This is a genomic window from Variovorax jilinensis (assembly GCF_030316885.1).
Lineage (GTDB): Bacteria > Pseudomonadota > Gammaproteobacteria > Burkholderiales > Burkholderiaceae_C > Variovorax > Variovorax jilinensis.
Genome location: NZ_JASZYQ010000001.1, coordinates 365,639 through 391,818, shown reverse-complemented (window position 1 = coordinate 391,818; position 26,180 = coordinate 365,639). Strand labels below are relative to the sequence as shown.

Annotated in this window: 24 protein-coding genes and 1 other RNA gene; 4 read left to right on the top strand and 21 right to left on the bottom strand. The window is 69.4% G+C overall.

The window, feature by feature from the left end; translation table 11 throughout:
* Positions 1-37: 37 nt before the first annotated feature.
* The 18 genes from QTH87_RS01930 to corA form a co-directional block, all read right to left on the bottom strand.
* Positions 38-1,498 (bottom strand): UDP-N-acetylmuramoyl-tripeptide--D-alanyl-D-alanine ligase, encoded by a 1,461-nt coding sequence (locus QTH87_RS01930; protein ID WP_286606407.1) that lies wholly within the window; start codon positions 1,496-1,498, stop codon positions 38-40.
* Complete coding sequence (locus QTH87_RS01925; protein ID WP_286606405.1) at positions 1,495-3,000, bottom strand: UDP-N-acetylmuramoyl-L-alanyl-D-glutamate--2,6-diaminopimelate ligase; 1,506 nt, start codon at positions 2,998-3,000, stop codon at positions 1,495-1,497. Before QTH87_RS01925 ends, QTH87_RS01930 begins: the two co-directional genes overlap by 4 nt.
* Complete coding sequence (locus QTH87_RS01920) at positions 3,000-4,748, bottom strand: peptidoglycan D,D-transpeptidase FtsI family protein (RefSeq protein ID WP_286606404.1); 1,749 nt, start codon at positions 4,746-4,748, stop codon at positions 3,000-3,002. The genes QTH87_RS01925 and QTH87_RS01920 overlap by 1 nt, the downstream gene beginning before the upstream one ends.
* Positions 4,748-5,089: a cell division protein FtsL gene (gene ftsL, locus QTH87_RS01915; RefSeq protein WP_286606402.1), complete on the bottom strand. Its 342-nt coding sequence runs from the start codon at positions 5,087-5,089 to the stop codon at positions 4,748-4,750. The genes QTH87_RS01920 and ftsL overlap by 1 nt, the downstream gene beginning before the upstream one ends.
* Position 5,090: 1 nt before the next feature.
* Positions 5,091-6,014, bottom strand: a complete 924-nt coding sequence (gene rsmH, locus QTH87_RS01910; protein ID WP_286606400.1) for a 16S rRNA (cytosine(1402)-N(4))-methyltransferase RsmH — start codon at positions 6,012-6,014, stop codon at positions 5,091-5,093.
* 8 nt (positions 6,015-6,022) lie between these two features.
* A complete protein-coding gene (gene mraZ, locus QTH87_RS01905; RefSeq protein ID WP_286608004.1) occupies positions 6,023-6,451 on the bottom strand; it encodes a division/cell wall cluster transcriptional repressor MraZ in 429 nt (142 codons plus the stop codon).
* Positions 6,452-6,711: 260 nt separating this feature from the next.
* Positions 6,712-8,040, bottom strand: coding sequence for an ATP-dependent protease ATPase subunit HslU (gene hslU, locus QTH87_RS01900; RefSeq protein ID WP_286606398.1), 1,329 nt, complete (start codon positions 8,038-8,040; stop codon positions 6,712-6,714).
* A gap of 17 nt (positions 8,041-8,057) precedes the next feature.
* Positions 8,058-8,606 carry an ATP-dependent protease subunit HslV gene (gene hslV, locus QTH87_RS01895; protein WP_286606395.1) on the bottom strand — a complete coding sequence of 183 codons (549 nt, stop codon included), beginning with the start codon at positions 8,604-8,606 and terminating at the stop codon, positions 8,058-8,060.
* A 55-nt stretch (positions 8,607-8,661) separates the two neighbouring features.
* Positions 8,662-10,245, bottom strand: a complete 1,584-nt coding sequence (locus tag QTH87_RS01890) for an STAS domain-containing protein (protein WP_286606393.1) — start codon at positions 10,243-10,245, stop codon at positions 8,662-8,664.
* Between the two features lie 36 nt (positions 10,246-10,281).
* Entirely contained in the window at positions 10,282-11,169 is an 888-nt protein-coding gene (gene dksA / locus QTH87_RS01885) for an RNA polymerase-binding protein DksA (RefSeq protein ID WP_286606391.1), read from the bottom strand.
* A gap of 313 nt (positions 11,170-11,482) precedes the next feature.
* The gene (locus tag QTH87_RS01880) at positions 11,483-12,532 is read right to left on the bottom strand and encodes a CobW family GTP-binding protein (protein WP_286606390.1); all 1,050 of its coding nucleotides are present in this window, start codon (positions 12,530-12,532) and stop codon (positions 11,483-11,485) included.
* A 144-nt stretch (positions 12,533-12,676) separates the two neighbouring features.
* On the bottom strand, positions 12,677-13,879 hold the full coding sequence (locus QTH87_RS01875) for a class I SAM-dependent rRNA methyltransferase (RefSeq protein ID WP_286606388.1): 1,203 nt from the start codon (positions 13,877-13,879) through the stop codon (positions 12,677-12,679).
* The gene (locus QTH87_RS01870; RefSeq protein WP_286606387.1) at positions 13,876-14,901 is read right to left on the bottom strand and encodes a tyrosine recombinase XerC; all 1,026 of its coding nucleotides are present in this window, start codon (positions 14,899-14,901) and stop codon (positions 13,876-13,878) included. The genes QTH87_RS01875 and QTH87_RS01870 overlap by 4 nt, the downstream gene beginning before the upstream one ends.
* Positions 14,885-15,502, bottom strand: coding sequence for a YdcF family protein (locus QTH87_RS01865; protein ID WP_286606385.1), 618 nt, complete (start codon positions 15,500-15,502; stop codon positions 14,885-14,887). The genes QTH87_RS01870 and QTH87_RS01865 overlap by 17 nt, the downstream gene beginning before the upstream one ends.
* Entirely contained in the window at positions 15,499-16,188 is a 690-nt protein-coding gene (locus tag QTH87_RS01860; protein WP_286606384.1) for a DUF484 family protein, read from the bottom strand. Before QTH87_RS01860 ends, QTH87_RS01865 begins: the two co-directional genes overlap by 4 nt.
* Positions 16,185-17,060 (bottom strand): diaminopimelate epimerase, encoded by an 876-nt coding sequence (gene dapF / locus QTH87_RS01855; RefSeq protein WP_286606383.1) that lies wholly within the window; start codon positions 17,058-17,060, stop codon positions 16,185-16,187. Before dapF ends, QTH87_RS01860 begins: the two co-directional genes overlap by 4 nt.
* 119 nt (positions 17,061-17,179) lie before the next feature.
* A complete protein-coding gene (locus QTH87_RS01850) occupies positions 17,180-17,677 on the bottom strand; it encodes an ABC transporter ATP-binding protein (protein ID WP_286606382.1) in 498 nt (165 codons plus the stop codon).
* 65 nt (positions 17,678-17,742) lie between these two features.
* Positions 17,743-18,717: a magnesium/cobalt transporter CorA gene (gene corA, locus QTH87_RS01845; RefSeq protein WP_286606380.1), complete on the bottom strand. Its 975-nt coding sequence runs from the start codon at positions 18,715-18,717 to the stop codon at positions 17,743-17,745.
* Between the two features lie 103 nt (positions 18,718-18,820).
* On the opposite strand from corA, the gene QTH87_RS01840 reads away from it, so the two are divergent.
* The gene (locus tag QTH87_RS01840) at positions 18,821-20,506 is read left to right on the top strand and encodes an MBL fold metallo-hydrolase (protein ID WP_286606379.1); all 1,686 of its coding nucleotides are present in this window, start codon (positions 18,821-18,823) and stop codon (positions 20,504-20,506) included.
* On the top strand, positions 20,503-21,213 hold the full coding sequence (locus tag QTH87_RS01835; protein WP_286606377.1) for an RNA pseudouridine synthase: 711 nt from the start codon (positions 20,503-20,505) through the stop codon (positions 21,211-21,213). Before QTH87_RS01840 ends, QTH87_RS01835 begins: the two co-directional genes overlap by 4 nt.
* A gap of 27 nt (positions 21,214-21,240) precedes the next feature.
* Here the strand turns inward: QTH87_RS01835 and rnpB are convergent.
* Positions 21,241-21,609: RNase P RNA component class A (gene rnpB, locus QTH87_RS01830), an RNA gene on the bottom strand.
* A 78-nt stretch (positions 21,610-21,687) separates the two neighbouring features.
* On the opposite strand from rnpB, the gene cysK reads away from it, so the two are divergent.
* A complete protein-coding gene (gene cysK, locus QTH87_RS01825; RefSeq protein WP_286606376.1) occupies positions 21,688-22,608 on the top strand; it encodes a cysteine synthase A in 921 nt (306 codons plus the stop codon).
* Between the two features lie 71 nt (positions 22,609-22,679).
* The gene (locus QTH87_RS01820; RefSeq protein ID WP_286606374.1) at positions 22,680-24,335 is read left to right on the top strand and encodes an NAD(P)/FAD-dependent oxidoreductase; all 1,656 of its coding nucleotides are present in this window, start codon (positions 22,680-22,682) and stop codon (positions 24,333-24,335) included.
* Positions 24,336-24,433: 98 nt separating this feature from the next.
* Here QTH87_RS01820 and htpX read toward each other — a convergent pair whose 3' ends face one another.
* The gene (htpX, locus tag QTH87_RS01815) at positions 24,434-25,312 is read right to left on the bottom strand and encodes a protease HtpX (RefSeq protein ID WP_286606372.1); all 879 of its coding nucleotides are present in this window, start codon (positions 25,310-25,312) and stop codon (positions 24,434-24,436) included.
* 82 nt (positions 25,313-25,394) lie between these two features.
* Positions 25,395-26,177 carry a DUF3025 domain-containing protein gene (locus tag QTH87_RS01810; protein ID WP_286606371.1) on the bottom strand — a complete coding sequence of 261 codons (783 nt, stop codon included), beginning with the start codon at positions 26,175-26,177 and terminating at the stop codon, positions 25,395-25,397.
* Between the last annotated feature and the right edge of the window lie 3 nt (positions 26,178-26,180).

Below are 26,180 nucleotides of genomic sequence, written 5' to 3'. Positions count from 1 at the left end.
AAAAAGAGTCATCGTCCAACGGCCGTCGATGCGCATCTCATGCGGCATGACCGGCCTCCTTGTCTTGTTGTTCATGGGTTCGCGGCTGCGCTTCGGCCCAGGCTGCGACAGCCTGCACCACGCGCTCCATCTGCATGAAGCGCGAACCCTTCACGAGCAGGCTCGCCGCCTGCGCCAACTGCGCACGCACGGCCGCATCGAGCGAATCGATGTCGTCGAAATGGCGGCCGTCGCCGCCGCCGCCGGCCGAATAGGCAGCGATGGCATGGGCCGACTCGCGGCCGAGCGCGAACACGCTGTCGATGCCGCGCTCGCGCGCCCATGCACCGACTTCGGCATGGAACTCGGGACCGCGGTCGCCGACCTCGCCCATGTCGCCGATCACGAGCAGGCGCGGCGCCGGCAGCGCGGCCAGCACGTCGATCGCAGCCAGCATCGAATCGGGGTTGGCGTTGTAGGTGTCGTCGACCAGCGTGATCGAGCGCCCCGCGAGCTCCAGCACGTTGGCCTTCGACCGGCCCTTGACCGGCTCGAAGAGCCCCAGGCCCTCGGCGATGCGCTCGAGCGAGACTCCGCTGGCCAGCGCGCAGGCGATCGCCGCGAGGGCATTGACCACGTTGTGCCGGCCGGCGATGCCGAGCGGGAAATGCAGGTCGCCGAGCGGCGTGCGCGCCGCGACCTGCCAGGCGCCGTCGGCCCATTCGGCGCCCAGAAGAAGGATGTCGGCGCCCGCATGCTCGCCAAAGCTCAGGCAGCGGCGCGGGGCGCCACGGCGCGCGATCTCGTTCCAGAGCGGCGTGAACTCGTCACCGTGCGGGAACACGGCCGTGCCCTGCGGCGGCAAGGACTCGAACACGGCTGCGTTCTCGCGTGCCACGGCCTCGACCGTGGCCATGAATTCCTGGTGCTCGCGCTGCGCGTTGTTGACCAGCGCGATCGTCGGCCGCGCGATCGCGGCCAGCCGCGCGATCTCGCCCGGGTGGTTCATGCCGAGCTCGACCACCGAACGCTGATGGTGCTCGCGCAGGCGCAGCAGGGTCAGCGGCACGCCGATCTCGTTGTTGAAGTTGCCGGCGGTGGCGAGCGCGCCACGGCCGCAGGCGGCACGCAGGATCGAGGCGATCATCTGCGTCACGGTGGTCTTGCCGTTGCTGCCCGTGACCGCGATCAGCGGCAGCTCGAACTGCGAACGCCAGCCCGCGCCGAGGGCGCCGAGGGCGGCCAGGCTGTCGGGCACCAGGAGGCCGGCAAGGCCCGCCTCGGCCAGCCCGCGCTGGGCGATCGCCGCCACCGCGCCGCGCGCGCGCGCATCGGCCAGGAAATCGTTGGCATCGAAGCGCTCGCCCTTGAGCGCCACGAAGAGGTCGCCCGCCGCGAGGGTGCGGGTGTCGGTGTGCACGCGCAGGATCGGCGTGGCCGGATCGCCGACCAGCGTCGCGCCCGGAATCCAGGCCTGCGCCTGGGCCAGGGTCATCATCGGCGTCGTGGCGTCGCTCATGGCGCGCTCCTTCGCGTCAGGGCATCGATGGCGTGCGCGCGGTCCGAGAAGGCGATGCGTTCGCCCGCGATCTCCTGCCAGGCCTCGTGGCCGCGGCCGGCCAGCAGCACGACGTCCTCCGCGCAGGCCTGGGCCAGCGTCTCGGCGATCGCACGGGCCCGGTCGGGCTCGACCTGGGCCGACTCGGGCCGCGAAAGACCGAGCAGGATCTGGCTGATGATGGCCGCGGGCTTCTCGCTGCGCGGGTTGTCGCTGGTCACGACCACGCGGTCGGCCTGCGCCTCGGCCACCGCACCCATCATCGGACGCTTGGCGCTGTCGCGATCGCCGCCGCAGCCGAACAGGCACCACAGTGCACCGCCACGCTGCTGTGCGAGCGGGCGCAGGCCGGCCAGCGCCTTCTCGAGCGCATCTGGCGTGTGGGCATAGTCGACCACTGCGAGCGGCTGGCCGGCCAGGCTCAGGCGCTCCATGCGGCCGGGCACGCTGTCGAGCGCCCCGCAGGCGCGCACCGCAGCCTCGAGCGTGAGGCCGAGCGCGCGCAGCGTGCCGATCACGCCCAGCAGGTTGGCGACGTTGTACTGGCCGATCAGCGCGGTGCGCAGCAGGCGAGGCGCCTGGCCCTGCTCGACCACCTTGAAATGAAGGCCCTGGTCGTCGTAGCCGATGGCGGTCGCGCCGAGCCGGGCCGGCGCGCCCGCCGCCGACACGGTCCAGACGTCGAGCGCGCCGACGCCGGCCGCGGCAAGGTCGGCGACCAGCGCCGCGCCCTGCAGGTCGTCGACATTGACCACCGCGGCACGCAGGCCGGGCCAGCGGAACAGCTCGGCCTTGGCCTGCCAGTAGGCCTCCATGCTGCCGTGGTAGTCGAGGTGGTCCTGGGTGAAATTGGTGAAGACCGCCACCGCGATGCGGGTGCCGTCGAGCCGGCGCTCGGCAATGCCGATCGACGAGGCCTCGATCGCGCAGGCGCCGAAGCCGCGATCCGCGAAGCCGCGCAGCTCGCGCTGCAGCAGCACCGGATCGGGCGTCGTGAGGCCGGTGTAGCTGAGCTCGGGCGGCACGCCGACTCCCAGCGTGCCGATCACCGCGCAGGGCGCGCGCAGCACCTCCGAGGCGCCCGATGACAGTGCCTGCGCCAGCCACCAGGCGGTCGAGGTCTTGCCGTTGGTGCCGGTCACGGCCAGCACCTCGAGCGCCTCGGAGGGCATCTCGTAGTAGGCGGCCGCGATCGGGCCGGTGGCGGCCTTGAGGCCGGCATAGGTGGCGACCGCATCGCCCTCGAAGCGATAGGCGGCGCTGCCCTCGCGCTCGACCAGGCAGGCCGTCGCGCCCTGCGCCAGCGCGCCGGCCACGAAGCGGCGGCCGTCGGTGGCGGCACCGGGCCAGGCGATGAAACCGTCGCCCGCACCCACCGCGCGGCTGTCGGCATGCAGCGCGCCGCGCACGCGCGCGCGCAGCCAGCGCGCGGCTTCGACGGGGCTGTGCAGGGTCTCGGTCATCAGAAGCTTTCTTCCACACCCTTGGTCACGACCAGGGGTTTGACTGCGAGATCGGGCGCCACGTTCATCATGCGCAGGGTCTGCTGCACCACTTCGCTGAATACCGGCGCCGCCACCAGGCCACCGAAATACTGGCCTGCACTGGGCTCGTCGATCATCACGGCGACGATGATGCGCGGCTTGTCGATCGGCGCCATGCCCGTGAACCACGAGCGGTACTTGTTGCTCGCGTAGCCCTTGCCGACCTGCTTGTGGGCCGTGCCGGACTTGCCGCCGACCGAATAGCCGATGGTCTGCGCGAGCGGGCCGGTGCCGCCGGGGCCGGCCGCCATCTGCAGCATCTTGCGCACCGCCAGCGCGTTCTGCGGCGAGAACACCTTCACGCCCACCGCCGGCTCGCTGCTCTTGAGGATGGTGGCCGGGATGATGTCGCCCTCGTGCGCGAAGGCGGTGTACGAATGCGCCATCTGGAACAGCGAGGCCGACAGGCCGTAGCCGTAGGCCATGGTGGCCTGCTCGACCGGCTTCCACGACTTCCAGGGGCGCAAGCGTCCCGTGACCGCGCCCGGGAACTGGATCTGCGGCTTCTGACCGTAGCCGAGCGCGGTGTAGGCGTCCCACATCTCGCGCGGCTGCATGCGCTGCGAGATCTTGAGCGCGCCGATGTTGCTCGACTTCTGGATCACGCCCTCGACCGTGAGCGCGCCGTAGTTGTGGGTGTCGCTGATGGTGAAGCCGCCGATGCTCATGCGGCCCGGCGCGGTCGGGATCACGGTCTGCGGCGTCACGCGGCCGGCCTCGAGCGCGATGCCGACCGTGATCGGCTTCATTGTCGAGCCGGGCTCGAAGGTGTCGGTCAGGGCCCGGTTGCGCAACTGCTCGCCGGTCAGGTTCTGACGCCGGTCGGGCACGTAGCTCGGGTAGTTGGCCAGCGCCAGCACCTCGCCCGTGACGCTGTCGAGCACCACCACGCTGCCGGCCTTGGCCTTGTGCGCAGTGACCGCGTCGCGCAGCTTCTGGTAGGCGAAGAACTGCACCTTGCTGTCGACGCTGAGCTGGATGTCCTTGCCGTCCACCGGCGGCACCTGCTCGCCCACGCCCTCGACCACGCGGCCCAGGCGGTCCTTGATCACGCGGCGCGAGCCGGCCTTGCCGGCCAGGTCCTTGTTGAAGGCCAGCTCGATGCCTTCCTGGCCGTTGTCCTCGACGTTGGTGAAGCCGACCACGTGCGCGGCCGCCTCGCCCTCGGGGTACTGGCGCTTGTATTCCTTGCGCTGGTAGATGCCCTTGATGTTGAGCGCGGCGATCTGCTTGGCCACGGGCTCGTCGACCTGGCGCTTGATCCAGACGAAGGTCTTGTCCTCGTCCTCGAGCTTCTTGTCGAATTCCTTCTGCGGCATCTCGAGCAGCTTGGCCACCTGCCGGAGCTTGGCCTTGACCTCGGGGTCGTCGCGCTCGATGTCCTCGGGAATGGCCCAGATGCTGGGCGCCACCACGCTCGAGGCCAGCAGCAGGCCGTTGCGGTCGAGGATGCGGCCGCGGTTGGCCGGCAGTTCGAGCGTGCGCGTGAAGCGCACTTCGCCCTGGCGCTGGAAGAAGTCGTTGCCCAGCACCTGCACGTAGCCGGCGCGCGCCGCCAGCAGCGCGAAGCCGCCCGCGATCGCGGCGACGATGAGCTTGCTGCGCCAGACCGGCGTCTTGCTCGCGAGCAGCGGGCTGGTGGTGTACTGGACGCTGCGACGCGACATCAGTGCGCTCCCTTCGTGGCAGCGGGACGCCCGGCCGCCGGCGCCGGCGGCGGCGCGACCACGGCCGGGATCACGGTGCCGTCGGCACGCACGTACTGCGTGATCGCCGGCGTGGTGGTGCGCATCTTCAGCTGCTCCTTGGCCAGCTTCTCGACCCGCAGCGGCGTCGCCTGGGCACGCTTCTCGACCTGCAGCCGATCGCGGTCGAGCTCGAGCCGGCGCGCCTCGAGCTCGATGCGGTGCAGCTCTGTGTAGAGCAGGCGCGACATGTACTGCGTGTGGACCAGGTACATGGCCGAGCCCAGCACGGCGATCAGCAGGAGCAGGTTGAGGCGCGCCATGTCACCGCTCTCCGGTGCGTTCGGCGACGCGCAGGATCGCGCTGCGCGAGCGCGGATTGCCTTCGACCTCGGCCTTCGAGGGCTTGACGCGATCGAGCGCGCGCAGCTTCATGGCCTTCGGCGCCGCGAACGGCGCGCGGCGGTCGTAGACCTCCTTCGAATGGCTGGCGATGAACTGCTTCACGATCCGGTCTTCGAGCGAATGGAAGCTGATCACCGCGAGTCGGCCCTGGGGTTGCAGCACGGCAAGGCTGGCCTCTAGCGCCTGTTGCAGCTCTTCAAGCTCGGCGTTGATGAAAATCCGAAGAGCCTGAAATGTGCGCGTTGCAGGGTTCTGGCCCGGCTCGCGGGTTTTGACCGTGCCAGCCACGAGCTCGGCCAGCTCGGCGGTGGTTGAAACTGGGCCCCGTTCTTGTCGGCGAGCAACAATCGCCTTTGCAATCTGAACAGCAAACCGTTCTTCGCCATAGTCACGAATCACCTCCGCAATCTGTTGCTGCTCGGCAGTCGCGAGCCATTCGGACACGCTCTCGCCGCGCGTGGTGTCCATGCGCATGTCGAGCGGACCGTCGAAACGAAAAGAGAAACCGCGCGCCGGGTTGTCGATCTGGGGCGAGCTGACGCCGAGGTCCATCAGCAGGCCGGCCACGCTCGCGGGCGGCAGTTCGCCGAGATCCCTGAAACCCTGGTGGCGGATGGAAAAACGCGCATCCTCGATGCGCGCTGCTTCGGCCACCGCTTCCGCGTCCTTGTCGAACGCGATCAGCCGGCCCGTCGGCCCCAGCCTTGCCAGGATCGCCCGGGCATGGCCGCCGCGGCCGAAGGTGGCATCCACGTAGGTGCCGGCGGCCGGTGCTTCGTCCGGAAGAAGGGCTTGCACCGCTTCTTCCAGGAGCACGGTGGTGTGGGTCCATGGCTGCTGCACGTCGCGCCTCAGAACGAAAAGTCCTGGAACACGTCGGGCATCTGGCCCTGCGTGGCCTCGGCTTCCTTGGCGTCGTAGGTGCTCTTGTCCCAGAGTTCGAAATGGTTGCCCATGCCGAGCAGCAGGCAGTCGCGCGAGATGCCGGCAGCCTCGCGCAGCTCGGGCGAGACCAAAACGCGGCCGGTGCCGTCCATCTCGACATCCATCGCGTTGCCGAGGAAGACCCGCTTCCACCACTGCGCCGACATCGGCAGCTGGGCGATGCGCTCGCGGAACTTCTCCCACTCCGGGCGCGGGAACAGCATCAGGCAGCCGTGCGGATGCTTGGTGAAGGTGAGCTGGCCGGCCGCGTTCGCGCTCAGGACGTCACGGTGCCGGGTCGGCACGGAGAGCCTCCCCTTGGCATCCAGACTGAGCGATGAAGCGCCTTGAAACACGACCACGAGACCCCGGTGGTGGGAGTTGCCGCGAAGCCCGAATCAGGCTCTGCTCGACACTTTTTCCCACTTAACTGCACTTTTTTGCACTGTAGCAGGAAACACCTACTGCGCAACCGGGCGTCACGGGTATTTTTTGTAATGGAATCAACGACTTAGCGGTGTTTTTGCAACTGCCAAACCACCGAATTCCGTTGCAAATGAAGCACTTAGCTCACGCAATGAAAGTAATGCGTGAGCCCCGTCCTACGCCGGAAGAGTCAGAGGATGAATCGAGAAAGGTCTTCATCGTGACTTAGTGCCTGCAGCCGCTGGTCGACGTAGGCCGCATCGATGTGCACGGTCTGGCCGTCGAGCCTGGCCGCATCGAAGCTCACTTCGTCGAGCAGCCGCTCCATGACGGTCGAGAGCCGACGGGCGCCGATGTTCTCGGTGCGCTCGTTGACGTCGAAGGCGATGCTCGCGAGCCGCGTGATGCCTTCGGGCGTGAATTCCAGCGTCACGCCCTCGGTCGCGAGCAGCGCCTGGTACTGCTTGACCAGCGAGGCGCGGGTCTGGGTCAGGATGCTCTCGAAATCGGCCACCGACAGCGACTGCAGCTCGACCCGGATCGGAAACCGGCCCTGCAGCTCGGGAATCAGGTCGCTGGGCTTGCTCAGGTGAAAGGCGCCGCTGGCGATGAACAGGATGTGGTCGGTGCGCACCACGCCGTACTTGGTGCTCACGGCCGTGCCCTCGACCAGCGGCAGCAGGTCGCGCTGCACGCCCTGGCGCGAGACGTCGGCGCCCTGGGCCTCGCTGCGCGTGGCGACCTTGTCGATCTCGTCGATGAAGACGATGCCGTTCTGCTCGGCGTTGTGGATCGCCTGCGTCCGGATCTCGTCCTCGTTGAGCAGCTTGGCCGCCTCCTCGTCGATCAGGAGACGCATCGCCTCGCCGATCTTGAGCTTGCGTGTCTTGCGCTTGGCCTGGCCGAGCTGGCCGAACATGCCGCGAAGCTGCTCGGTCATCTCCTCCATGCCGGCCGGGCCCATGATCTCGAGCGGCTGGCGGTTCTCGGCCAGGTCGATCTCGATCTCCTTGTCGTCGAGCTCGTGCTGGCGCAGCTTCTTGCGAAAGGCCTGGCGCGTCGCATTGCCGGTGTCGGTGGCGGCCGAAGCGCCGTCCGCGGTGCGCGCAGGCGGCAGCAGCACGTCGAGGATGCGCTCCTCGGCGCCGTCCTCCGCCCGCATGCGCACCTTGGCACTCTCGGATTCGCGGGTCTGCTTGATCGCGATCTCGGCCAGGTCGCGGATGATCGAATCGACGTCCTTGCCGACATAGCCGACCTCGGTGAACTTGGTCGCCTCAACCTTGATGAAGGGCGCATCGGCCAGCCGCGCCAGCCGGCGCGCGATCTCGGTCTTGCCGACGCCGGTCGGCCCGATCATGAGGATGTTCTTGGGCGTGATCTCGGCGCGCAGCTTGTCCTCGACCTGCTGGCGGCGCCAGCGGTTGCGCAGCGCGATCGCGACCGCGCGCTTGGCCTGGGGCTGCCCGACGATGTGGTTGTCGAGCTCGGAGACGATTTCCTGGGGAGTCATGGACATGGAAGGGGCTCGGCTTGTCAGAGGGTCTCGACCGTATGGTTCATGTTCGTGTAAATGCAGAGTTCGCCGGCGATCTCCAGCGATTTCTTCACGATCTGCTCGGCGGTCAGCTCGGAGTGGTCGAGCAACGCCTTGGCCGCGGCCTGCGCGTAGGCGCCGCCGGAACCGATCGCCACGATGCCGTTCTCGGGCTCCAGCACGTCGCCGTTGCCCGTGATGATCAGCGAGGTGGTGGCATCGGCCACGGCCAGCATGGCCTCGAGCCGGCGCAGCACCCGGTCGGTGCGCCAGTCCTTCGTCAGCTCGATCGCGGCACGGGCCAGGTGGCCCTGGTGCTTCTCGAGCTTGGCCTCGAAGCGCTCGAACAGCGTGAAGGCGTCGGCTGTCGCGCCCGCGAAGCCGGCCAGCACCTTGCCGTGGTGAAGCCGGCGCACCTTGCGCGCCGTGCCCTTGATGACGATGTTGCCGAGCGTGACCTGGCCGTCGCCGCCGATCGCGACCTGATCGACGCCGCCGGGCACCTTGCGGCGCACGCTGACGATGGTGGTTCCGTGAAATTGTTCCATCGGAGCCACCTTGGGGCGGCTTTCGGAATCTCAACCCCGCCGCCAGGGCGGAGACTCAGTTCTTGCGCAGGGAGACGGACGCGTGGTCGGCGATGCCGATGACTTCGAAGAAGGCCGCCACCAGCCGATGGGCGTCGGTGAACTGCACCTTCAGGCCGCGGCCGTGGTAGTCGGTGACCCAGTTCAGCAGCGTGCCTGCAGCCGCAAAATCGATCCTCACGAGGGCCGCGCAGGAAACGGTCGGGCTGGCGGAATCGCCCAGTTCGGCGTCCAGCCGCTGCCAGGTCGCGACCGACTCGCCGGCGAGTTCGCCGACCAGCGTGCCCTGCCCCGGCGTCGGCACCGGTGCAGCCGGTGCGTCGTCGCGAAAGCCGTCGAGCACGAAGGCAGGCGCCGCTGCACGCGGCGTGGGCGCCGCGGCCGGATCGAGCGAGGCGTAGTCGCCCTTGGGGTCTTCCCAGGGCGGCGGCGAAACCTCGTAGGTGATGCAGTAGTTGAGCGCCAGCAGCTCGAATTCATCGGCACGGTGCATCACGCGCAGCGCCGCCATGTGCAGCTGCCACCAGACCGCGTCGACGCCCCGCTCGTTGGCGGGCGTGGCCTCGGCCAGCGTGAGCAGCAGGCGATCGGCACCCCGGAAGCGCAGTTGAACCGTCGATTCGGACCAGTGCGTGAGCAGCGCGCGCAGCGGGCCGGCGGCATCGGGTTCGATGGCATCGAGCGCGCTCCAGTCGAGCCGCCAGGACGGGCCCGCGGCGCCAAGTGCCCGCGTCAGGCCGATCAGGCCTTCGCGCGCGAGCCGCGGCGGGCAGACCCAGTCGGCGTCACTGGCGGCAGCGGTCGGCGCCGGTGGCGCGGGCTGGCCCGAACCCGAAGCGCGGGCCGAGACCGCCAGCGCGCGCAGCGATATCCATTCGGGCGCCGGCTGCTTCATTCGCTGCGTGTAGCGGGTCGCGGCGGCGACGAACTTCTCGGCGTCGCCCGTGGCACGGTAGAGGTCGAGCAGCGTGCGCCAGGTGTCGTCGTGCGCGGAGGTCGGGCTGTCGGGCGCCAGCGCCTGGAGCAGGATGGCCTCGGCGCCGACGTCGTCGCCGTGGGCATAACGGATCGCGGCTTCCTCGATGCTGCCGTCATGGGCCGGCAACTGCACCTGCAGGCCCTCGACCTCGCCCTGCTGCGGCACGCCCGGCACCGTGTCGGCGTACGCACGCGCGTGCTGCTCGGCCATGTGGCTTCCTTCGGCCTGCGGTGCGGCGGGCGCCGCGTCGCCGCGGGCGTCGCGGTTCTTCCACCACTGCTGCGACATCTGCTCTTCGATCTCGTCGATCTTCTTGAGCGTGAGCGCGCGGCCGTCGGACTTGTCGTTGGTGCTGCTGACGTTGAAGGACGACGGCGTGGCAGCCGGGTCGCGTCCGCCGGCGGCTTCGCGCTGGCGCAGCTTGCGCAGCATGTCGAACTCGCGCCGGCGCACGAAGTCGTTACGCTGGCGCCGCTCGATCATTTCCTTGAGCATCTCGCGGCTGTAGCCGTTCTCGAGCGTCGAGGACTCGTCGGCGTCGAGCTCGGACCAATCCTTGAGCGGATTGCGCACGAACTTCGCCACCTTCGACAGCAAGCGACCGGGTTCTTCCTTGGCCATGGTGATGCGCAGCGTCTCGGTTCGAACGGAGGGCGATCAGTCTCCGAACATCTTCTGCTTGAGCTCGCGGCGCTGCTGCGCCTCGAGCGACAGCGTGGCGGTGGGACGCGCCAGCAGCCGGCCGACGCCGATGGGCTCGCCGGTCTCGTCGCAGTAGCCGTAGTCGCCGGCATCGATGCGCTGGATCGACTGCTCGATCTTCTTGAGCAGCTTGCGCTCGCGGTCGCGCGTGCGCAGTTCCAGAGCGTGCTCCTCCTCGATCGTGGCGCGGTCGGCCGGATCGGGCACGACGACGGTGTCCTCGCGCAGGTGCTCGGTGGTCTCGCCGGCGTTCTCGAGGATGCCGCGCTTGAGTTCCTGCAGCTTCAGGCGGAAGAACGCCATCTGCTTGTCGTTCATGTACTCGGAATCAGGCATCGCGATGACTTCGGCGTCGCTGAGCTCGGCGGGCGTCTTGGTCTTCCAGTTGTTGACCAGCTTCGGGTCCTTCTTGACGGCGATCGGCGGCGGCGGCACGAGGGCGTTGGAAGTGATCTGGACGAAGCTGGACTTGGCGGCCGTGGAAGCCACCGATTGCGGCATGGAAGGAACCGTCAGCTGCGACAGCCGCGACACGCGGCCACCGCGGGCGGGTGCGGGGGTGGCGGCAGGGGTCGCGGGCGTCGCCGGGGCGGAAGTGGTGGTGGCGGCAGCCGTTTTTTTCATGGGACTCGATGGTGCAGGTGGCGCGGCGCTCGGGCCGGCCGGTTTGGAGGAGGAAACGCTGGACACGGCAGCGGCTGGCTTGGCCTTGGCAGCGACCTTGGCGGGCGCGGCGGGCTTGGCTGAAACCTTCTTGGCCGCTGGAGCCGCCTGCTTGGCAGCGGCCGTCTTCTTGACGGCCGGCTTGGGCGCGGACTTCGCTGGTGCGGCGGGTTTCTTCACGGTGACTGGCTCCTCGATGGACTCGAACGCGCATTCAATGAGAGGTGTTCGCCGAGGCGAACCCCGGGGTTATACCCCCGAATCCAGCCCCGAAACGCACCCGTTCCTATGCCGGAAGTCACGATTCGCGCCACGAATGGCGGTCTGCGGCTGCCGGAACAGGCGCGCGATTGTATAGAGAGAACGCGCGAGCCTGCGCGAACGGGAACTCAGTGCCGGGATTCAGGCCGGCGTCGGGCAGCGCGAAGGCGGCCTGCGCGCCCTCGGGGGGGCAGCGAACCACTAGAAGCGGGTGAGCGTGGGAGCCCTGTTGCTAGACCAGACACTGGTCCAGGCCCTGCTCCAGGATCTCGCGCGGCAGGTCGATGCCGATGAACACCATGCGGCTGGTGCGCTTCTCGTCGGCGCCCCAGGCCGGGCCGAGGTCGCTGCCCATCAGCTGGTGCACGCCCTGGAAGATCACCTTGCGCTCGGTGCCCTGCATGTGCAGCACGCCCTTGTAGCGCAGCATGCGCGGGCCGTAGATGTTGACGATCGCGCCGAGGAAGTCCTCGAGCCGGGCCGGATCGAAGGCCCGGTCCGAGCGGTAGACGAAGCTCTTGACGTCATCGTCGTGGTGATGGTGGTGGCCGTGGCCCTCGTGGGCATGCGAGGGATGGTCGCAATGCTCGCCGTGCGCATGGTCGTGATGGTCGTGCGCGTCTTCCTCCTTGAGGAAATCGGGATCGATGTCGAGCTTGGCGTTCAGGTTGAAGCCGCGCAGGTCGAACACGTCCTTGATCGGCACTTCGCCGAAATGCACCTTCTGCTGCGGTGCGCGCGGGTTCATGTGCTTGAGGCGATGGATCAGGGCCTCGGTCTCCTCGGCCGCGACCAGGTCGCTCTTGCTGATGAAGATCTGGTCCGCGAAGCCGACCTGGCGGCGCGCTTCCTGGCGGTCGTTGAGCTGCTGCGGTGCGTGCTTGGCATCGACCAGGGTCAGGATCGAGTCGAGCAGGTAGCTCTCGGCGATCTCGTCGTCCATGAAGAAGGTCTGCGCCACCGGACCGGGGTCGGCCAGGCCGGTGGTCTCGATCACCACGCGGTCGAAGTCGAGCAGGCCCTTGCGCTTCTTGGCCGCCAGCAGCTGCAGCGCCTCGCGCAGGTCCTCGCGGATGGTGCAGCAGATGCAGCCGTTGCTCATCTGGACGATCTGCTCCTTCGATTCGGTGACGAGGATGTCGTTGTCGATGTTCTCCTCGCCGAATTCGTTCTCGATCACCGCGATCTTCTGGCCGTGCGCCTCGCTCAGGATGCGCTTGAGCAGCGTGGTCTTGCCCGAGCCGAGGAAGCCGGTGAGGATGGTTGCGGGAATGAGGGCCATGGGGGTGCTCCGGGAAACGAGGGAAAACGGGGAAAACGGGGAAAACGGCGGGACAGGGCGGCAATGGAAGCGCGAAGGCGGAAAGTTTAGCCACCGCGCGCCGGCCGCGGGCCAGCAGGGTCAAGGGCGGCGTGCCTGGTCGCACTACTTGCGCACCACCACCAGCCCTTTCAAGTATTCGCCTTCGGGGAATTCGATGGTCATCGGGTGGTCGGGCGCGGCGCCCAGCCGCTCGGTGATGTAGCCGTCGACCCCGGCGTCGATGCCGGCCGAGGCCACGATCTTGTGGAACAGGTCGGCGCCGATGCCGCCCGAGCACGAGAAGGTCAGCAGGTGCCCACCCGGCGCCAGCAGCTTGAAGGCCTGCCGGTTCAGGTCCTTGTAGGCGCGGGCGGCGCGCTCGGCATGGGCCACGGTGGGCGCGAACTTGGGCGGATCGAGCACGATGGCATCGAAGCGGCGGCCCTCCTCGACGAAGCGGCGCAGGCTGGCGTTGACGTCGGCATCCAGGAACTCGGTGCGGGCCCGCTCGAAGCCGTTGAGCGCCACGTGGGCCCGTGCGCGTTCGAGGGCCGGCAGCGAGGAATCGATCGAGGTCAGCTCGGCGCCCTCGACCGCGCCGGTCGCCTGCAGCCCCGCGAGCGCCGCGACCGTGAAGCCGCCCGTGTAGCAGAAGCAGTTGAGCACCTGCCGGAAGCGCCGCTGCGCGGCCAGCTCGGCGAAGCGCTTGCGGCTGTCGCGCTGGTCCAGATAGAAGCCGGTCTTGTGGCCGGTCGCGACGTCCAGGCCGAGGCGCCACTGGTGCTCGCGGATCGTGAGCTCGGTCGGGCCGGTGCCGCGCAGCCAGCCCGTCACCGGCTTCAGGCCCTCGCGCTCGCGCCCGCTGGCGTCCGAGCGCTCGTAGAGCCGCTCGAGGCCCGTGGCCGCCAGCAGCGCATCGGCCAGCGGCGCCTTCCAGCGCTCGACGCCAGCCGACAGGAACTGGGCCACCAGCGTGTCGCCGTAGCGGTCGACGATCAGCCCCGGCAGGCCATCGGCCTCGCCGTGCACCAGCCGCACGCCGTCGCTCTGCAGGTCGAACAGGCTTCTGGCGCGCACCGCCTGCGCCACGCGCGCCGCGAGGAAGGCACCGTCGATGCGCTGCGACTCGTCGAAGCTCCATGCGCGGGCCCGGATCTTCGAATGCGGGCTGAAGGCGGCCCAGGCCAGGAAGCGACCGTCGTCGGACTCGATGCGCACGGTTTCGCCGGCGTCGCCGCCGCCCTTGGCGATCGCGGATTCGAAGACCCAGGGATGGCGGCGCAGCAGCGAACGCTCCTTGCCCGGACGCAGTCGGAGGTTCTTCATGGGTTCTTGTCCTTGCTGCCGCGCCCCGCCCGGGGCGGGATGCCTTCGTCGCGCGCCTGGGCCCGCGGGTGCCCGGCGTCGTAGGCCTTGGCCAGATGCTGGAAATCCAGCCGCGTGTAGACCTGGGTGGTCGAGATGTTGGCGTGGCCCAGCAGTTCCTGCACCGCGCGCAGGTCGCTGCTGGATTGCAGCAGGTGGCTCGCGAACGAATGCCGCAGCATGTGCGGATGCACCGGCGCCGCGAGGCCGGCCTTGACGCCGCGCTGGCGCAGCTGGCGCCACACCGCCTGGGACGACACGCGCGTGCCGTTGCGGCCGATGAAGAGCGCCGCGGCGCTGTCGGGCGCGCGCAGCCGCGCCGCGTCGAGCGCCGCGCAATCCTCGCGCACCGCGAGCCAGGTCCGCAGCGACTCCAGCGCCATGCGGCCGACCGGCACGATGCGGCGCTTGCCGCCCTTGCCCAGCACCTGGGCCTCGGCAGCATCGAGGTCGATCCAGCCACGCGCCGTGGCGCTGGCGCGCGCATCCAGCCCGACCAGCTCGCCGACCCGCAGGCCGCAGCCATAGAGCAGCTCGACCATGGCGCGGTCGCGCGCCTCGCTCCAGGGGTCGGCATCGGCATCGCGCAGGTCCGCGAGCCGCACCGCGTCGTCGACCGCGAGCGCCTTCGGCAGCGGCCGCGCCGCCTTCGGCGCGTGCACGTCCTGCACCGGGTTGAAGCCGATCAGGCCCTCGTGGCCGAGCCAGCGGTAGAAGCTGCGCCAGCAGGACAGCACCAGCGCGATGCCGCGCGGCGAGCGGCCGCCGCCGTGCATCTGCGCCATCCAGCGCCGCACGTGGGCGGTCTGCACCTGCTCGAGCGGCAGGCCGGCCGCGGCCGCATGGCCGGCCAGCGCCGCCAGATGGATGGCATAGAGCTCGACCGTGCGCTGCGCAAGGCGCCGCTCCACGCGCACATGCTCGAGGTACTTCTCGATCGTGGCCGGCAGCGCGGCCGGCGGCGCGTCAGTGGAGGAATCCATTGGCGGCATTGTTCACGATCGCCAGCGGCTCGCGCAACGCGCCCTTGAAAGCCATGCCCCAGCGCTGCCAGCAGGCGCTCGGCGCGGCTGCGAACTGCACATCGAACTGGCGGTCGAAGCCGCTCGCGCGTGCGAGGCGCTCGGCGCGCCACAGGTGGTAGGGCTCGGTCACGATGACCACGCTGCGGATGCCGGCGGCCTGCAGCAAGGCGCTCGACAGCGCGAGGTTCTCGCGCGTGGTCTGCGATCGGGCCTCCAGCAGCAGCGGGCCCTCGAAGCCGGCATCGCGCGCATGCTGGCGCATCACCTCGGCCTCGATGCGGCCGTCCTCGAGGTCGACGCCGCCCGACAGCACGAGCCGGCCCACCAGGCCCGCACGGGCCAGCGCAATGCCGGCATCGACCCGTCCCGTGAGGCAGGGATTGGGCTTGCCGTCCCGGTACGCCCGGTTGCCGAGGATCAGCGCGGCATCGGCGGCCTGGGGTGGCGCCTGCGCGAGGCGCGCCCTCGCGTTGCGCCAGACCATGGCGTGGATCGCCGCATAGCCCAGCAGCGCCAGCAGCAGCGCGGCGATCAGGCCGCGCCGCAGCGGTCGCTTCAAGGGCGCAGGCGCGACAGGGCGCCCGAGGCCAGCTCGGCGATGCGCTCCAGGAAGTCGGTGCCCATCTCGGCGTTGAAGCGCTGGGCGTCGGGCGAGGCCAGCACCAGCAGGCCGAAGGCCGGCGATTCGACCTCGGCGCGCAGCGGGATCAGCGCGATCGAGACCGCGGCATGCGGCTCGGCCAGCCATCCTGCGGCCTCGAAGCCCGAATTGAGCCCGCAATAGGGCGCGGTGAGCGAGGTGGCGAGCGTCTTGACGTCGTCGCTGACCCACTGCGCGAAGGATTCGTTGAGGTAGGCGCCGTCGCAGTCCCAGACCTTGATCGCGGTCTGCGGCACCATGAACAGGGTCTGCAACTGGCTCGCGATCTGCGCCGGCAGGCCGCGCGGATCGCGCGCGGTCAGCAGGCCGCGGGTCCAGCGCTGCAGGCGATCGGCCGTGACCACGTTCTCGGTGCCGTGGCGCACCATGTCCATCACGCGATGCTCGAGCGCCTTGATCTTCTCGCGCAGCATCTCGGCCTGGCGCTCCTGCAGGCTCACCGCGCGGTTGCCATGCGGGCTGGTCAGCTGCACCTGGCCCAGCAGCTGCGCATGGCGTTCGAAGAAGTCGGGCGTGTTCGCGAGGTAGTTGGCGATGTCGTCTTCGGTGATCGGGTTCATGTCGTTGGAGTTGAAGGAGTTCATGACGCGTCGGGCACCTCGATGTCGCCCTCGAAAACGGTGAGAGCGGGTCCGGTCATCAACACCGGCGTGCCCTCGCCGGCCCATTCGATGGTGAGCAGGCCGCCGCGGGTCTGGACGTCGACCCTTGCATCGAGCAGGCCGAGCCGGATGCCCGCGACCACCGCGGCGCAGGCGCCGGTGCCGCAGGCCAGCGTCTCGCCGGCGCCGCGCTCGAACACGCGCAACCGCACGTGGCCGCGGTCGACCACCTGCATGAAGCCGGCATTGACGCGCTGCGGAAAGCGCGGATGGTGCTCGATCAGCGGGCCCTGCGTCGCGACAGGTGCCAGGTCGACGTCGGCCACGACCTGCACCGCATGCGGATTGCCCATCGACAGCACGGCCACGGCAACGATGGCGCTGTCCGCGTGATGGCCGAGCGCCAGGTGCCAGGTCTGCCAGCCGCCTTCGGGCTGCGGGTCGAGGCCGGCGGTATCGAAGGGCACGCGCTGCGGCTCGAACACCGGCGCGCCCATGTCGACCGTGACGCGGCCGTCGGCGCTCATGCGCGGCTCGATCACGCCCGAGAGCGTCTGCACCCGAACCGCCTCCTTGGCCGTCAGGCCATGCTCGCGCACGAAGCGCAGGAAGCAGCGCGCGCCGTTGCCGCATTGCTCGACCTCGCCGCCGTCGGCGTTGTGGATCAGGTACTGGAAGTCGACGCCCGCGGCCGGCGAGGGTCGTACCGTGAGGATCTGGTCCGCGCCGACGCCGAAATGGCGGTCGGCCAGGAAGCGGTACTGCGCGCCGGTCAGGCCGAGCGGCGCGCGGGTTTCGTCGAGCACGACGAAATCGTTGCCGGCCCCTTGCATCTTGGTGAAGCGGATTCGCATCCAGGGATTATCTGCTGCCCCGGAGCTGCCCCAGCCCAGAGATACCGCGGAACCGGCTTCGCCGGGCCGCTGGTATCGCCCCCTTGAGGGGGAGGCGCCGAAGGCGCTTCCGGGGGGAGCTAGAACTTGCGGTTGTAGGTGAAGATCAGCCCGGCGGTGCCGAGCGCGCCCACCTGAAGCGCATCGTTGGGCGTGAGGCGATAGCCGATCGCGGGAATGATGCCGAGGCCGAAGCCGTTGTGGTTGAACGGCACCTTGTCCTCGTACGGGTACTTGTAGCCGTAGATGATGCCGCCCGAGAGCTTGGCGTAGATCGCGGGATTGCCGAACAGGCCGTCCCAGCGATAGCCGTAGTAGGCATAGGCCGAAGTCTGGCCGAAGGAATTGCGGAAGACCGACAGGCCCCAGATCACGTTGTCGGACTGGTTGCGCTCGAGGCCCAGCAGAAAGACGCTCGAATGGTCGTCCTCGTTGCTGAAGTGGACGGCGAAAGGACCGACGACCAGTTCCCACCCGGGCTGGCTGAACCCAGCCTGAACAACCGGCTCCTGGGCGAGTTGCGCCTGCGCCGACATGGCGACGAGGTAGCAGCAGATCGCTCCCGGGCAAGCTTTCATGCGACCGGATTCTGCCCCCAAACCTCGCCTGCGCGCGCATCTCCACAACCGCGAATCGGGTGCGCTCAGATCCATCCCGCGCGCCGGAACCGGTAGTAGAGGAAGCCACAGAGGCCCGCGATCAGGCCGAGCGCGGCGTAGTAGCCGAAGCGCCAGTGCAGCTCGGGCATCTGTTCGAAGTTCATGCCCCAGATGCCGGCGAGCGACGTGCTGACCGCGAAGATCGCGGCCCAGGCGGCCAGCCGCTTGGTGACCTCGCCGTCCTCGATCGTGACCATCGAGAGGTTGACGCTGATCGCGGTGCCGATGGTGTCGCGCATGGCGTCGATCGAGGCGTTGATGCGTCCGAGATGGTCGATCACGTCGCGGAAGTACTCCTGCGCGCCGACGCAGATCTGCGGCACGCGGCCGCCGTACAGCTTGCCCGCGCCTTCGAGCAGCGGCGCCACCGCATGCTTGAGCACCGTGAGGCGGCGCTTCAGCCCGTACAGGCTGCGAATGCTCTCGCGCGCGGCGCCCTTCGTGAAGATCTGCAGCTCGATGGTCTCGAGTTCGTCCTCCAGCGCATCGATGACCGGGAAGTAGCGGTCGACCACCGCATCCATCAGCGCGTAGAGCACGAAGCCCGGCCCATGGCGCAGCAGCTCGGGCTCGCGCTCGCAGCGTTCGCGTACCTCGACGAAGCCGTGCCGGCTGCGGTTGCGGACCGTCACCACGTAGTTGCGGCCGACGAAGGCGTCGATCTCGCCGACGCCGGTCGCGCCGTCGTCGAGGCCGTCGATCTCGAGCAGGTGCATGACCGCGAACAGCGAGTCGTCGTATTCCTCGACCTTGGGCCGCTGGTGGCCGTGCTGGGCATCCTCGACCGCGAGCGGATGGAGGCCGAATGCGCCCTGCAGTTCGGCCAGCTCGGCGGCCGTCGCATCCTGCAGGGCCACCCAGACGAAGCGCCCGGTGTGCTGCAAGTGCTCCCCAATGCCCGCAACCGGAATGTCGGCCAGCTTTTCGCCGCCTTCGTAGACCACGCAGTTGATCAGCATGGCGCCAGTATCCCATCGGTACGGACTCGACGGCACGCGCGTGCACGCCCTCGGCCGGCACCGCCGCGCACGCGCGGGCCGATCTCCCGATAATCGCTGTGCCATGGTACGTCTGACCCAACTGCTCCACCCCCAGCGCCCGCCCGCGCCCGTTCGCCCTGCCGCCACCGTGCTGCTGCTGCGCGATACGCCCGAAGGCGTCGAGGTGCTCATGACGCGGCGCTCCGAGAACGCCAGCTTCGCGCCCGGCGCCTACGTGTTTCCCGGCGGCCGCATCGACGAGGGCGACACTCCCGCGCGTGCGATCGCGACGCGCCGCCGCACCCAGAGCCGCGTGCAGCTCACGCAGGCGATCGCGGCCATCCGCGAGAGCTTCGAGGAGCTGGGCGTGCTGCTCGCGCACCATCCCGACGGCCGGCCCGTGAGCGCCGCCGAAGTCGCCACCATGGACCGCAGCACCGCCAGCTCCACGGTCGCCTTTGCCGACCAGTGCGTTGCGCGCGGACTGCTGCTGTCGACCGATCAGGTCTGGACCTTCGCGCACTGGATCACCGACCGCGACCTGCCCAAGCGCTTCGACGTGCCCTTCCTGGTCGCGCGCATGCCAGAAGGCCAGACGCCGAGCGCCGACGAGACCGAGCAGTTCGAGCCCTGCTGGGTGCGGCCGGCCGATGCCCTCGAGCGCCATGCGGCGGGCAGCTTCTTCCTCATCTTCCCGACCGTGCGCACGCTCGAGCGCCTGGCCGCCTATGCGACCGTGGACGCGGTGCTCGAAGCCTGTGCGGGCCGCACGGCCGGCGAAGGCCCGCTGTGGACCAGCTGCCCGCGCGGCGGCGTGCTCGGCGGACAGGAAGTGCGCTACATGGAACACGAATCGGCCTTCGGCGAGCTCGCGATGGTGAGCCCCGACGGCCAGCTCTTCCACGCACTCGACTGGCAATGCGAGCAGCCGGTGCCCCTGCTGCGCAACGTGCAGCGCCTGACCGCGCCGAATCCGAGCGCCATGACCGGCCCCGGCACCAACAGCTACATCGTGGGCGACGCCGAGACCGGCTACATCGTGATCGATCCGGGCCCGAACGACTTCGATCACATCGGCCGCCTGTGGCGCGCCACGAACGGCGACATCCGCATGATCGTCTGCACCCATTCGCACGCGGACCACTCGCCCGGCGCGCTGCCGCTGCAGAAGCTGTGCAAGACCCGCCCGCCGATCCTCGGCCTGCCCTCGGCGCCGACCGCACGGGCGACGGCGCGCTTCGCGCCCGATCGCGCGCTGAAGGATGGCGAGCGCCTCACGCTCGACGTCCAGGCGATCGGCGACGCCGGCGAGACCCTGGCGCCGCTGCATACGCTGCGCGTCATTCACACGCCGGGCCATGCCGCCAACCACCTGTGCCTGCTGCTCGAGGAGGACGGCCTGCTGTTCTCGGGCGACCACATCCTCAACGGCAGCACCACGGTGGTCGATCCGCCCGACGGCAACATGGACGCCTACCTCGCTTCGCTCGACAAGCTCGACGCCGCTTGCGCGCGTGGCAAGGTCGAGTTCATCCTGCCCGCGCACGGCTACGTGCTGGGCGAGGCGCGCACAGCCATCGCAACGCTCAAGGCGCACCGTCTCAAGCGCGAGGCCAAGATCGCCGCCGTGATGCGCGAGGCACCCGAAGGCACGCCCGAGGAATGGCTGCCCAAGGCCTACGACGACGTGCCCGAACGCATGTGGCCGGTGGCCGCCCGTTCGCTGGCGGCGCACGTCGAGCGCATCCGGCAGTCGGCCAAGCCATGAAGGACGCCGACGACGAAGGCATCCGCCTCGCCAAGCGGGTGGCCGCGCTGGCCGCCTGCTCCCGGCGCGAGGCCGAGTTGCTGATCGAGAACGGCGCCGTGCGCGTCGACGGTGCGCCGGCGCTGCTGCCGCAGTCGCGCGTGCATGCACACCAGAAGGTCGAGATCGAGGCCGGGGCGCGGCCCGAGCCGGTGCTTCCGGTGACGCTGCTGCTGCACAAGCCGCCCGGCACGCCGACCGCGCAGGCGCACCGCCTGCTGGTTGCGGCCGGCCACCACGAGCCCGAGCGCGCGGGACTGCGCTTCCTGCCGCGCCACGTGGCGGCGCAGCGCCTGATGACGCCGCTCGAGACCGGCGCCGGCGGGCTGGTCGTGTACACGCAGGAGTTCCGCATCGAACGCAAGCTGCAGGAAGACGCCGGCATCCTCGAGCACGAGGTGATGGTGGACGTCTCGGGCGCGGTCGAGCCCGAGATCCTTGCGCGCCTCGAGCGCTCGCCCGCCCGCGTCAGCATCGGCCAGCAGGGCGAGGGCCGCACCGGCCTGCGATTCGCGCTCAAGGGTGCGCAGCCGGGACAGATCGCCCACATCTGCGACGCCGCGGGGCTGCAGATCCTGGCCATGAAGCGCATCCGCATCGGCCGGGTGCCGCTCTCGGGGCTGCTGCCGGGGCAGTGGCGCTACCTGGGGCCGCACGAGCGGTTCTGAGCGCCCGGTGGCGGCGCTCGGGAAAAAGTGTGAAGCACGCCTGTAAGCCGGATTCTGTGCACCGGCACGCTCTTGCGAGCGCCCCGGCGTGACCGCCATTACTCTGGGCCGCCTGTCACCAGACGGCTCGATGCCACCTACCCGCCAGTCGTCCGCGGAACCACGGGATTCGAAGTCGCGGCGAACCGCGCTCCGTGCACTGGCCTACTTGGTGTTGCTGCGCGCAGAGATTGCCCGTTTCACCCGACCGAAGTTGCCCCCGGCCGACTCGTCTCTGTTGCTCTGATCCTCACCTCGCGGTGGAGAGCCGTTAGCTCCTGCGCTGTCCTTTGCAGTCCGGACGTTCCTCCAGTGCGCTCTTTCGAGACTTGCACCAGCGGCGGTCCGGCGTGCTTCACCGCTCGATTATCGCCACAATGGCCGTTTCGCCTTTTTGCCTTTTTTCACAGCGGGGCCCGAGCCCAAGGAGACCGAATGAAAGCCGACACCATCCTGCAGACCATCGGCAACACGCCGCACGTGCGCATCCAGCGCCTGTTCGGCGCGGCGACGCAGCAGGTCTGGATCAAGTGCGAGCGCGCCAATCCCGGCGGCTCGATCAAGGACCGCATCGCGCTCGCGATGGTCGAGGACGCCGAGCGCTCGGGCGCGCTCAAGCCCGGCGGCACGATCGTCGAGCCGACCTCTGGCAATACCGGCATCGGCCTGGCGATGGTGGCCGCGGTGAAGGGCTACAAGCTGATCCTCGTGATGCCCGACAGCATGTCGATCGAGCGCCGCCGCCTGATGCTGGCCTACGGCGCGAGCTTCGACCTGACGCCGCGCGAGAAGGGCATGAAGGGCTCGATCGCGCGCGCCGAGGAGATCGTCGCGGGCACGCCAGGCGCATGGATGCCGCAGCAGTTCAACAACCCGGCCAACATCGAGGTCCATGAACGCACCACGGCCGAGGAGATCGCGGCGGACTTTCCCGACGGCGTCGACGTGCTGATCACCGGCGTGGGCACCGGCGGTCACATCACGGGCTGCGCCCGCGTGCTCAAGAAGAAGTGGCCGAAGCTGCAGGTGTTCGCGGTCGAGCCCGTGGCCTCGCCCGTGATCTCGGGCGGCCAGCCCTCGCCGCATCCGATCCAGGGCATCGGCGCCGGCTTCATCCCGAAGAACCTCGACACCGCCCTGCTCGACGGCGTGCTGCAGGTCGATGCCGAACCGGCGCGCGAGATGGCGCGCCGCTGCGCGCGCGAGGAAGGCCTGCTGGTGGGCATCTCGTCGGGCGCCACCCTGGCCGCCATCGCGCAGAAGCTCCCCTCGCTGCCGGCCGACGCGGTGGTGCTGGGCTTCAACTACGACACCGGCGAGCGCTACCTGTCGGTGGAGGGGTTCCTGCCTTCCTGAGACCTTGCGGCGTCTCTCAGCGTCGCCCGCGATAATCGGCGTTCCTGCTTGATAACCACAAGCCCACGAACATGCTGAGAATCTCCGAAGTCAAGCTCCCCCTGGACCACGATCCGCAGGCCCTGTCGAGGGCCGTCGCGTCGACCCTGGCCACGCCCGTGGAATCGCTGGCCGATGTCCACGTCTTCAAGCGCAGCTTCGACGCCCGCAAGGCCGAACTGCTGCAGGTCTACATCGTCGATGTCGCCTTCACCGATCCCGCCATCGAGGCGGCGGTGCTCGCGCGCTTCGCGGGCAACCCGCGCATCGCGACGACGCCCGACATGCAATGGCGCGCGCCGGTGGCCGCGCCGGCATCGCTGGCGGTGCGCCCGGTGGTGGTCGGCTTCGGTCCCTGCGGCATGTTCGCCGCGCTGATGCTCGCGCAGATGGGCTTCAGGCCGATCGTGCTGGAGCGCGGCAAGACCGTGCGGCAGCGCACGCGCGACACCTGGGGCCTCTGGCGCAAGAGCGTGCTCGATCCCGAATCGAACGTGCAGTTCGGCGAAGGCGGCGCCGGCACCTTCTCGGACGGCAAGCTCTACAGCCAGATCAAGGACCCGCGATTCCTCGGCCGCAAGGTGATGGAGGAATTCGTCAAGGCCGGCGCGCCGCCCGAGATCCTCTACGTGGCCCATCCGCACATCGGCACCTTCAAGCTCGTGAAGGTGGTGGAGCACATGCGCGGCGAGATCGTCGCGCTGGGCGGCGAGATCCGCTTCGAGCAGCGCGTGACCGACCTGCTGATCGAGGACGGCCCCGACGGCCGCCGGCTGCGCGGGCTGACCGTGCGCGACCAGCGCAGCGGCGAGACCAGCGAGCTGCGCGCCGACCACGTCGTGCTGGCGCTCGGCCACAGCGCGCGCGATACCTTCGAGATGCTGCATGCGCGCGGCGTCCACATCGACGCCAAGCCGTTCTCGATCGGCTTCCGGGTCGAGCATCCGCAGGGGCTGATCGACCGCGCCCGCTGGGGCCGGCATGCCGGCCATCCACTGCTCGGCGCGGCCGACTACAAGCTGGTGCACCACGCGAGCAACGGCCGCTCGGTCTACAGCTTCTGCATGTGCCCGGGCGGCACCGTGGTGGCGGCCACGAGCGAGCCGGGCCGGGTCGTGACCAACGGCATGAGCCAGTATTCGCGCAACGAGCGCAACGCCAACGCCGGCATCGTCGTGGGCATCGACCCGCGCGACTTCCCGGGCTGGGAGGACGGCCGCACCGGCTCGGCGCTGGCGGGCATCGACCTGCAGCGGCAGCTCGAGTCGAGGGCCTTCGAGCTCGGCGGCGGCGACTACCGCGCGCCCGGCCAGCTGGTCGGCGACTTCGTCGCGGGCCGGCCCTCGACCGCACTCGGCAGCGTCACGCCCTCGTACAAGCCGGGGGTGACGCCGGGCGACCTGCATGCCGCGCTGCCGGGCTACGCGATCGAGGCCATGCGCGAGGCCTTTCCGGCCTTCGGCCGCAAGATCAAGGGCTTCGACCTGCACGACGCAGTGCTGACCGGGGTCGAGACGCGTACCTCGTCGCCGATCCGGATCACGCGCGGCGAGGACTTCCAGAGCCTCAACCTGCGCGGCCTGTACCCGGCGGGCGAAGGTGCAAGTTACGCGGGCGGGATTCTCTCGGCCGGCGTCGATGGCATCAAGGTCGCCGAGGCCGTGGCGCGCAGCGTGGCCGGCAAGTAGCCGCACGACGAGACAGCGCAAGAAAAAGCCCCCGGGGCTGCCGGGGGCTGGGCTTGCAAATCGGAACTTGGCGCCGGGGCCCGAAGCGGGCCTCCGGCTCAGTTCGAATTCGAGTTCTGCAGCGCGGCGATGCGCTGCTCGATCGGCGGGTGGGTGGCGAACAGGCTGCCGAGCTTGCCCGTGATGCCCATGGCCTCGACCGTCTTCGGCAGTTCGCCGGGCGGCAGGCCGCCGAGGCGGGCCAGCGCATTCATCATGGGCTGCTTGCGGCCCATGAGCTGCGCGGCACCGGCGTCGGCGCGGAATTCGCGCTGGCGCGAGAACCAGGCGACCACGATGGCGGCCGCGAAGCCGAGCACGATGTCGAGCACCAGCGTGGTGAGCATGTAGCCGATGCCGGGGCCCGACGAACGATCGTCGTTGCGGCGCAGGAAGCTGTCGACCGCATAGCCGATCACGCGCGACAGGAACACGACGAAGGTGTTCATGACGCCCTGGATCAGCGTCATCGTGACCATGTCGCCGTTCGCCACGTGCGCCACCTCGTGGCCGATGACGGCCTCGACTTCCTCGCGCGTCATGTTCTGCAGCAGGCCGGTGGAAACCGCCACCAGCGAGGAGTTCTTGAATGCGCCGGTCGCAAAGGCATTCGGGTCGCCTTCGAAGATGCCGACCTCGGGCATGCCGATGCCGGCCTTGTCGGCGAAGTTGCGCACGGTCTGCACGATCCAGGCCTCGTCGGGCGACTGCGGGTCGTTGATGATGCGCACCTTGGCCGACCACTTGGCCATGGGCTTGCTGATCAGCAGCGAGATGATCGCGCCGCCGAAGCCCATGATGAGCGCGAAGCCCAGCAGCGCCGTGAGGTTCAGTCCGTTGGCCGTGAGGAAGCGGTTGACGCCGAGCAGGCTGGCGACCACGCCCAGCACCGCGACCACCATGACGTTGGTCAGGACGAACAGAATGATGCGTTTCAAGTTGGATTCTCCGTGAGGATCGACGGCTACAAAGTGGGGATTGCGCGCTGCGCTTCAAGCGCAGCGGCGCCGCAAGGGCCGGTTAAGTTGGATTTGGTTGTGGGACCCTGCGAGGTCGGAAGACCTCCGAGTCATCATAGAAGGAAAAGTTCTGGTTTTGCGGCCACCAGCCCGGCACGCCGAGCACCGGCAGGGGCGCAAAGGGCTTGCCCGCGAGGTGGGCGCCGTCCAGGGCCGCCGCCATCGAGCGATCGTCGGCTGCGAGCGAGGGCTTCGGGCCGGGCGCACGTAGCACGTGCGCCGTGACGGCCTTGCGCGGATGGCAGAGCTTCTCGAGCAGCGCGTGGCCGAACAACTGCAGCCGCGCCTCGCGCCACAGCGTGCGCCCGCTCACGAACAGCCGCTGCCAGTCGCGCGCCAGCAGGGCCTCCCACAACGCGTCGGGGGCCTCGAGCACGGCGCCGTTCTCGTCGAACAGGGTCAGCGCATCGCGCAAGGGACCGCGCTGCGCACCGATGCCGGCGCGCGCGATCTCGCCGGCCTGCAGCTGGTTGAGGCGCCGCTTGGCCTCGGGAAACTGCAGCCAGACCAGGCCGTTGAACAGGTCGTGCAGGTTGTCGCGCGTCGGCACGCAGCCGGTGCGATGGATGAAGTCCTCGTAGGCCTCGCCGGGCGCCGCGCTGTCGCCGGCGACGAAGCGCAGGGGCCCGGCCGCGAGCGCGATCGGCGACGGCTCGGCGGCGAGCGCCGCTGCCGCATCGGCACCGGCCGATGTGCGTGCCGCGAGCCGATGCAGCCGTGGCGCGAACGGCACCAGCCACGGGGCCGACGGATCGAGCGCAGCAAGGCCGCCGGGCGCAGGCATCGC

Bases quoted from the DNA above. Each gene is read 5' to 3' on its own strand.
- QTH87_RS01930 (WP_286606407.1), bottom strand. From the start codon at position 1,498: ATGAGCGACGCCACGACGCCGATGATGACCCTGGCCCAGGCGCAGGCC.
- QTH87_RS01925 (WP_286606405.1), bottom strand. From the start codon at position 3,000: ATGACCGAGACCCTGCACAGCCCCGTCGAAGCCGCGCGCTGGCTGCGC.
- QTH87_RS01920 (WP_286606404.1), bottom strand. From the start codon at position 4,748: ATGTCGCGTCGCAGCGTCCAGTACACCACCAGCCCGCTGCTCGCGAGC.
- ftsL (WP_286606402.1), bottom strand. From the start codon at position 5,089: ATGGCGCGCCTCAACCTGCTCCTGCTGATCGCCGTGCTGGGCTCGGCC.
- hslU (WP_286606398.1), bottom strand. From the start codon at position 8,040: ATGTCCATGACTCCCCAGGAAATCGTCTCCGAGCTCGACAACCACATC.
- hslV (WP_286606395.1), bottom strand. From the start codon at position 8,606: ATGGAACAATTTCACGGAACCACCATCGTCAGCGTGCGCCGCAAGGTG.
- QTH87_RS01890 (WP_286606393.1), bottom strand. From the start codon at position 10,245: ATGGCCAAGGAAGAACCCGGTCGCTTGCTGTCGAAGGTGGCGAAGTTC.
- QTH87_RS01880 (WP_286606390.1), bottom strand. From the start codon at position 12,532: ATGGCCCTCATTCCCGCAACCATCCTCACCGGCTTCCTCGGCTCGGGC.
- QTH87_RS01875 (WP_286606388.1), bottom strand. From the start codon at position 13,879: ATGAAGAACCTCCGACTGCGTCCGGGCAAGGAGCGTTCGCTGCTGCGC.
- QTH87_RS01870 (WP_286606387.1), bottom strand. From the start codon at position 14,901: ATGGATTCCTCCACTGACGCGCCGCCGGCCGCGCTGCCGGCCACGATC.
- QTH87_RS01860 (WP_286606384.1), bottom strand. From the start codon at position 16,188: ATGAACTCCTTCAACTCCAACGACATGAACCCGATCACCGAAGACGAC.
- dapF (WP_286606383.1), bottom strand. From the start codon at position 17,060: ATGCGAATCCGCTTCACCAAGATGCAAGGGGCCGGCAACGATTTCGTC.
- QTH87_RS01850 (WP_286606382.1), bottom strand. From the start codon at position 17,677: ATGAAAGCTTGCCCGGGAGCGATCTGCTGCTACCTCGTCGCCATGTCG.
- corA (WP_286606380.1), bottom strand. From the start codon at position 18,717: ATGCTGATCAACTGCGTGGTCTACGAAGGCGGCGAAAAGCTGGCCGAC.
- QTH87_RS01840 (WP_286606379.1), top strand. From the start codon at position 18,821: ATGGTACGTCTGACCCAACTGCTCCACCCCCAGCGCCCGCCCGCGCCC.
- QTH87_RS01835 (WP_286606377.1), top strand. From the start codon at position 20,503: ATGAAGGACGCCGACGACGAAGGCATCCGCCTCGCCAAGCGGGTGGCC.
- cysK (WP_286606376.1), top strand. From the start codon at position 21,688: ATGAAAGCCGACACCATCCTGCAGACCATCGGCAACACGCCGCACGTG.
- QTH87_RS01820 (WP_286606374.1), top strand. From the start codon at position 22,680: ATGCTGAGAATCTCCGAAGTCAAGCTCCCCCTGGACCACGATCCGCAG.
- QTH87_RS01810 (WP_286606371.1), bottom strand. From the start codon at position 26,177: ATGCCTGCGCCCGGCGGCCTTGCTGCGCTCGATCCGTCGGCCCCGTGG.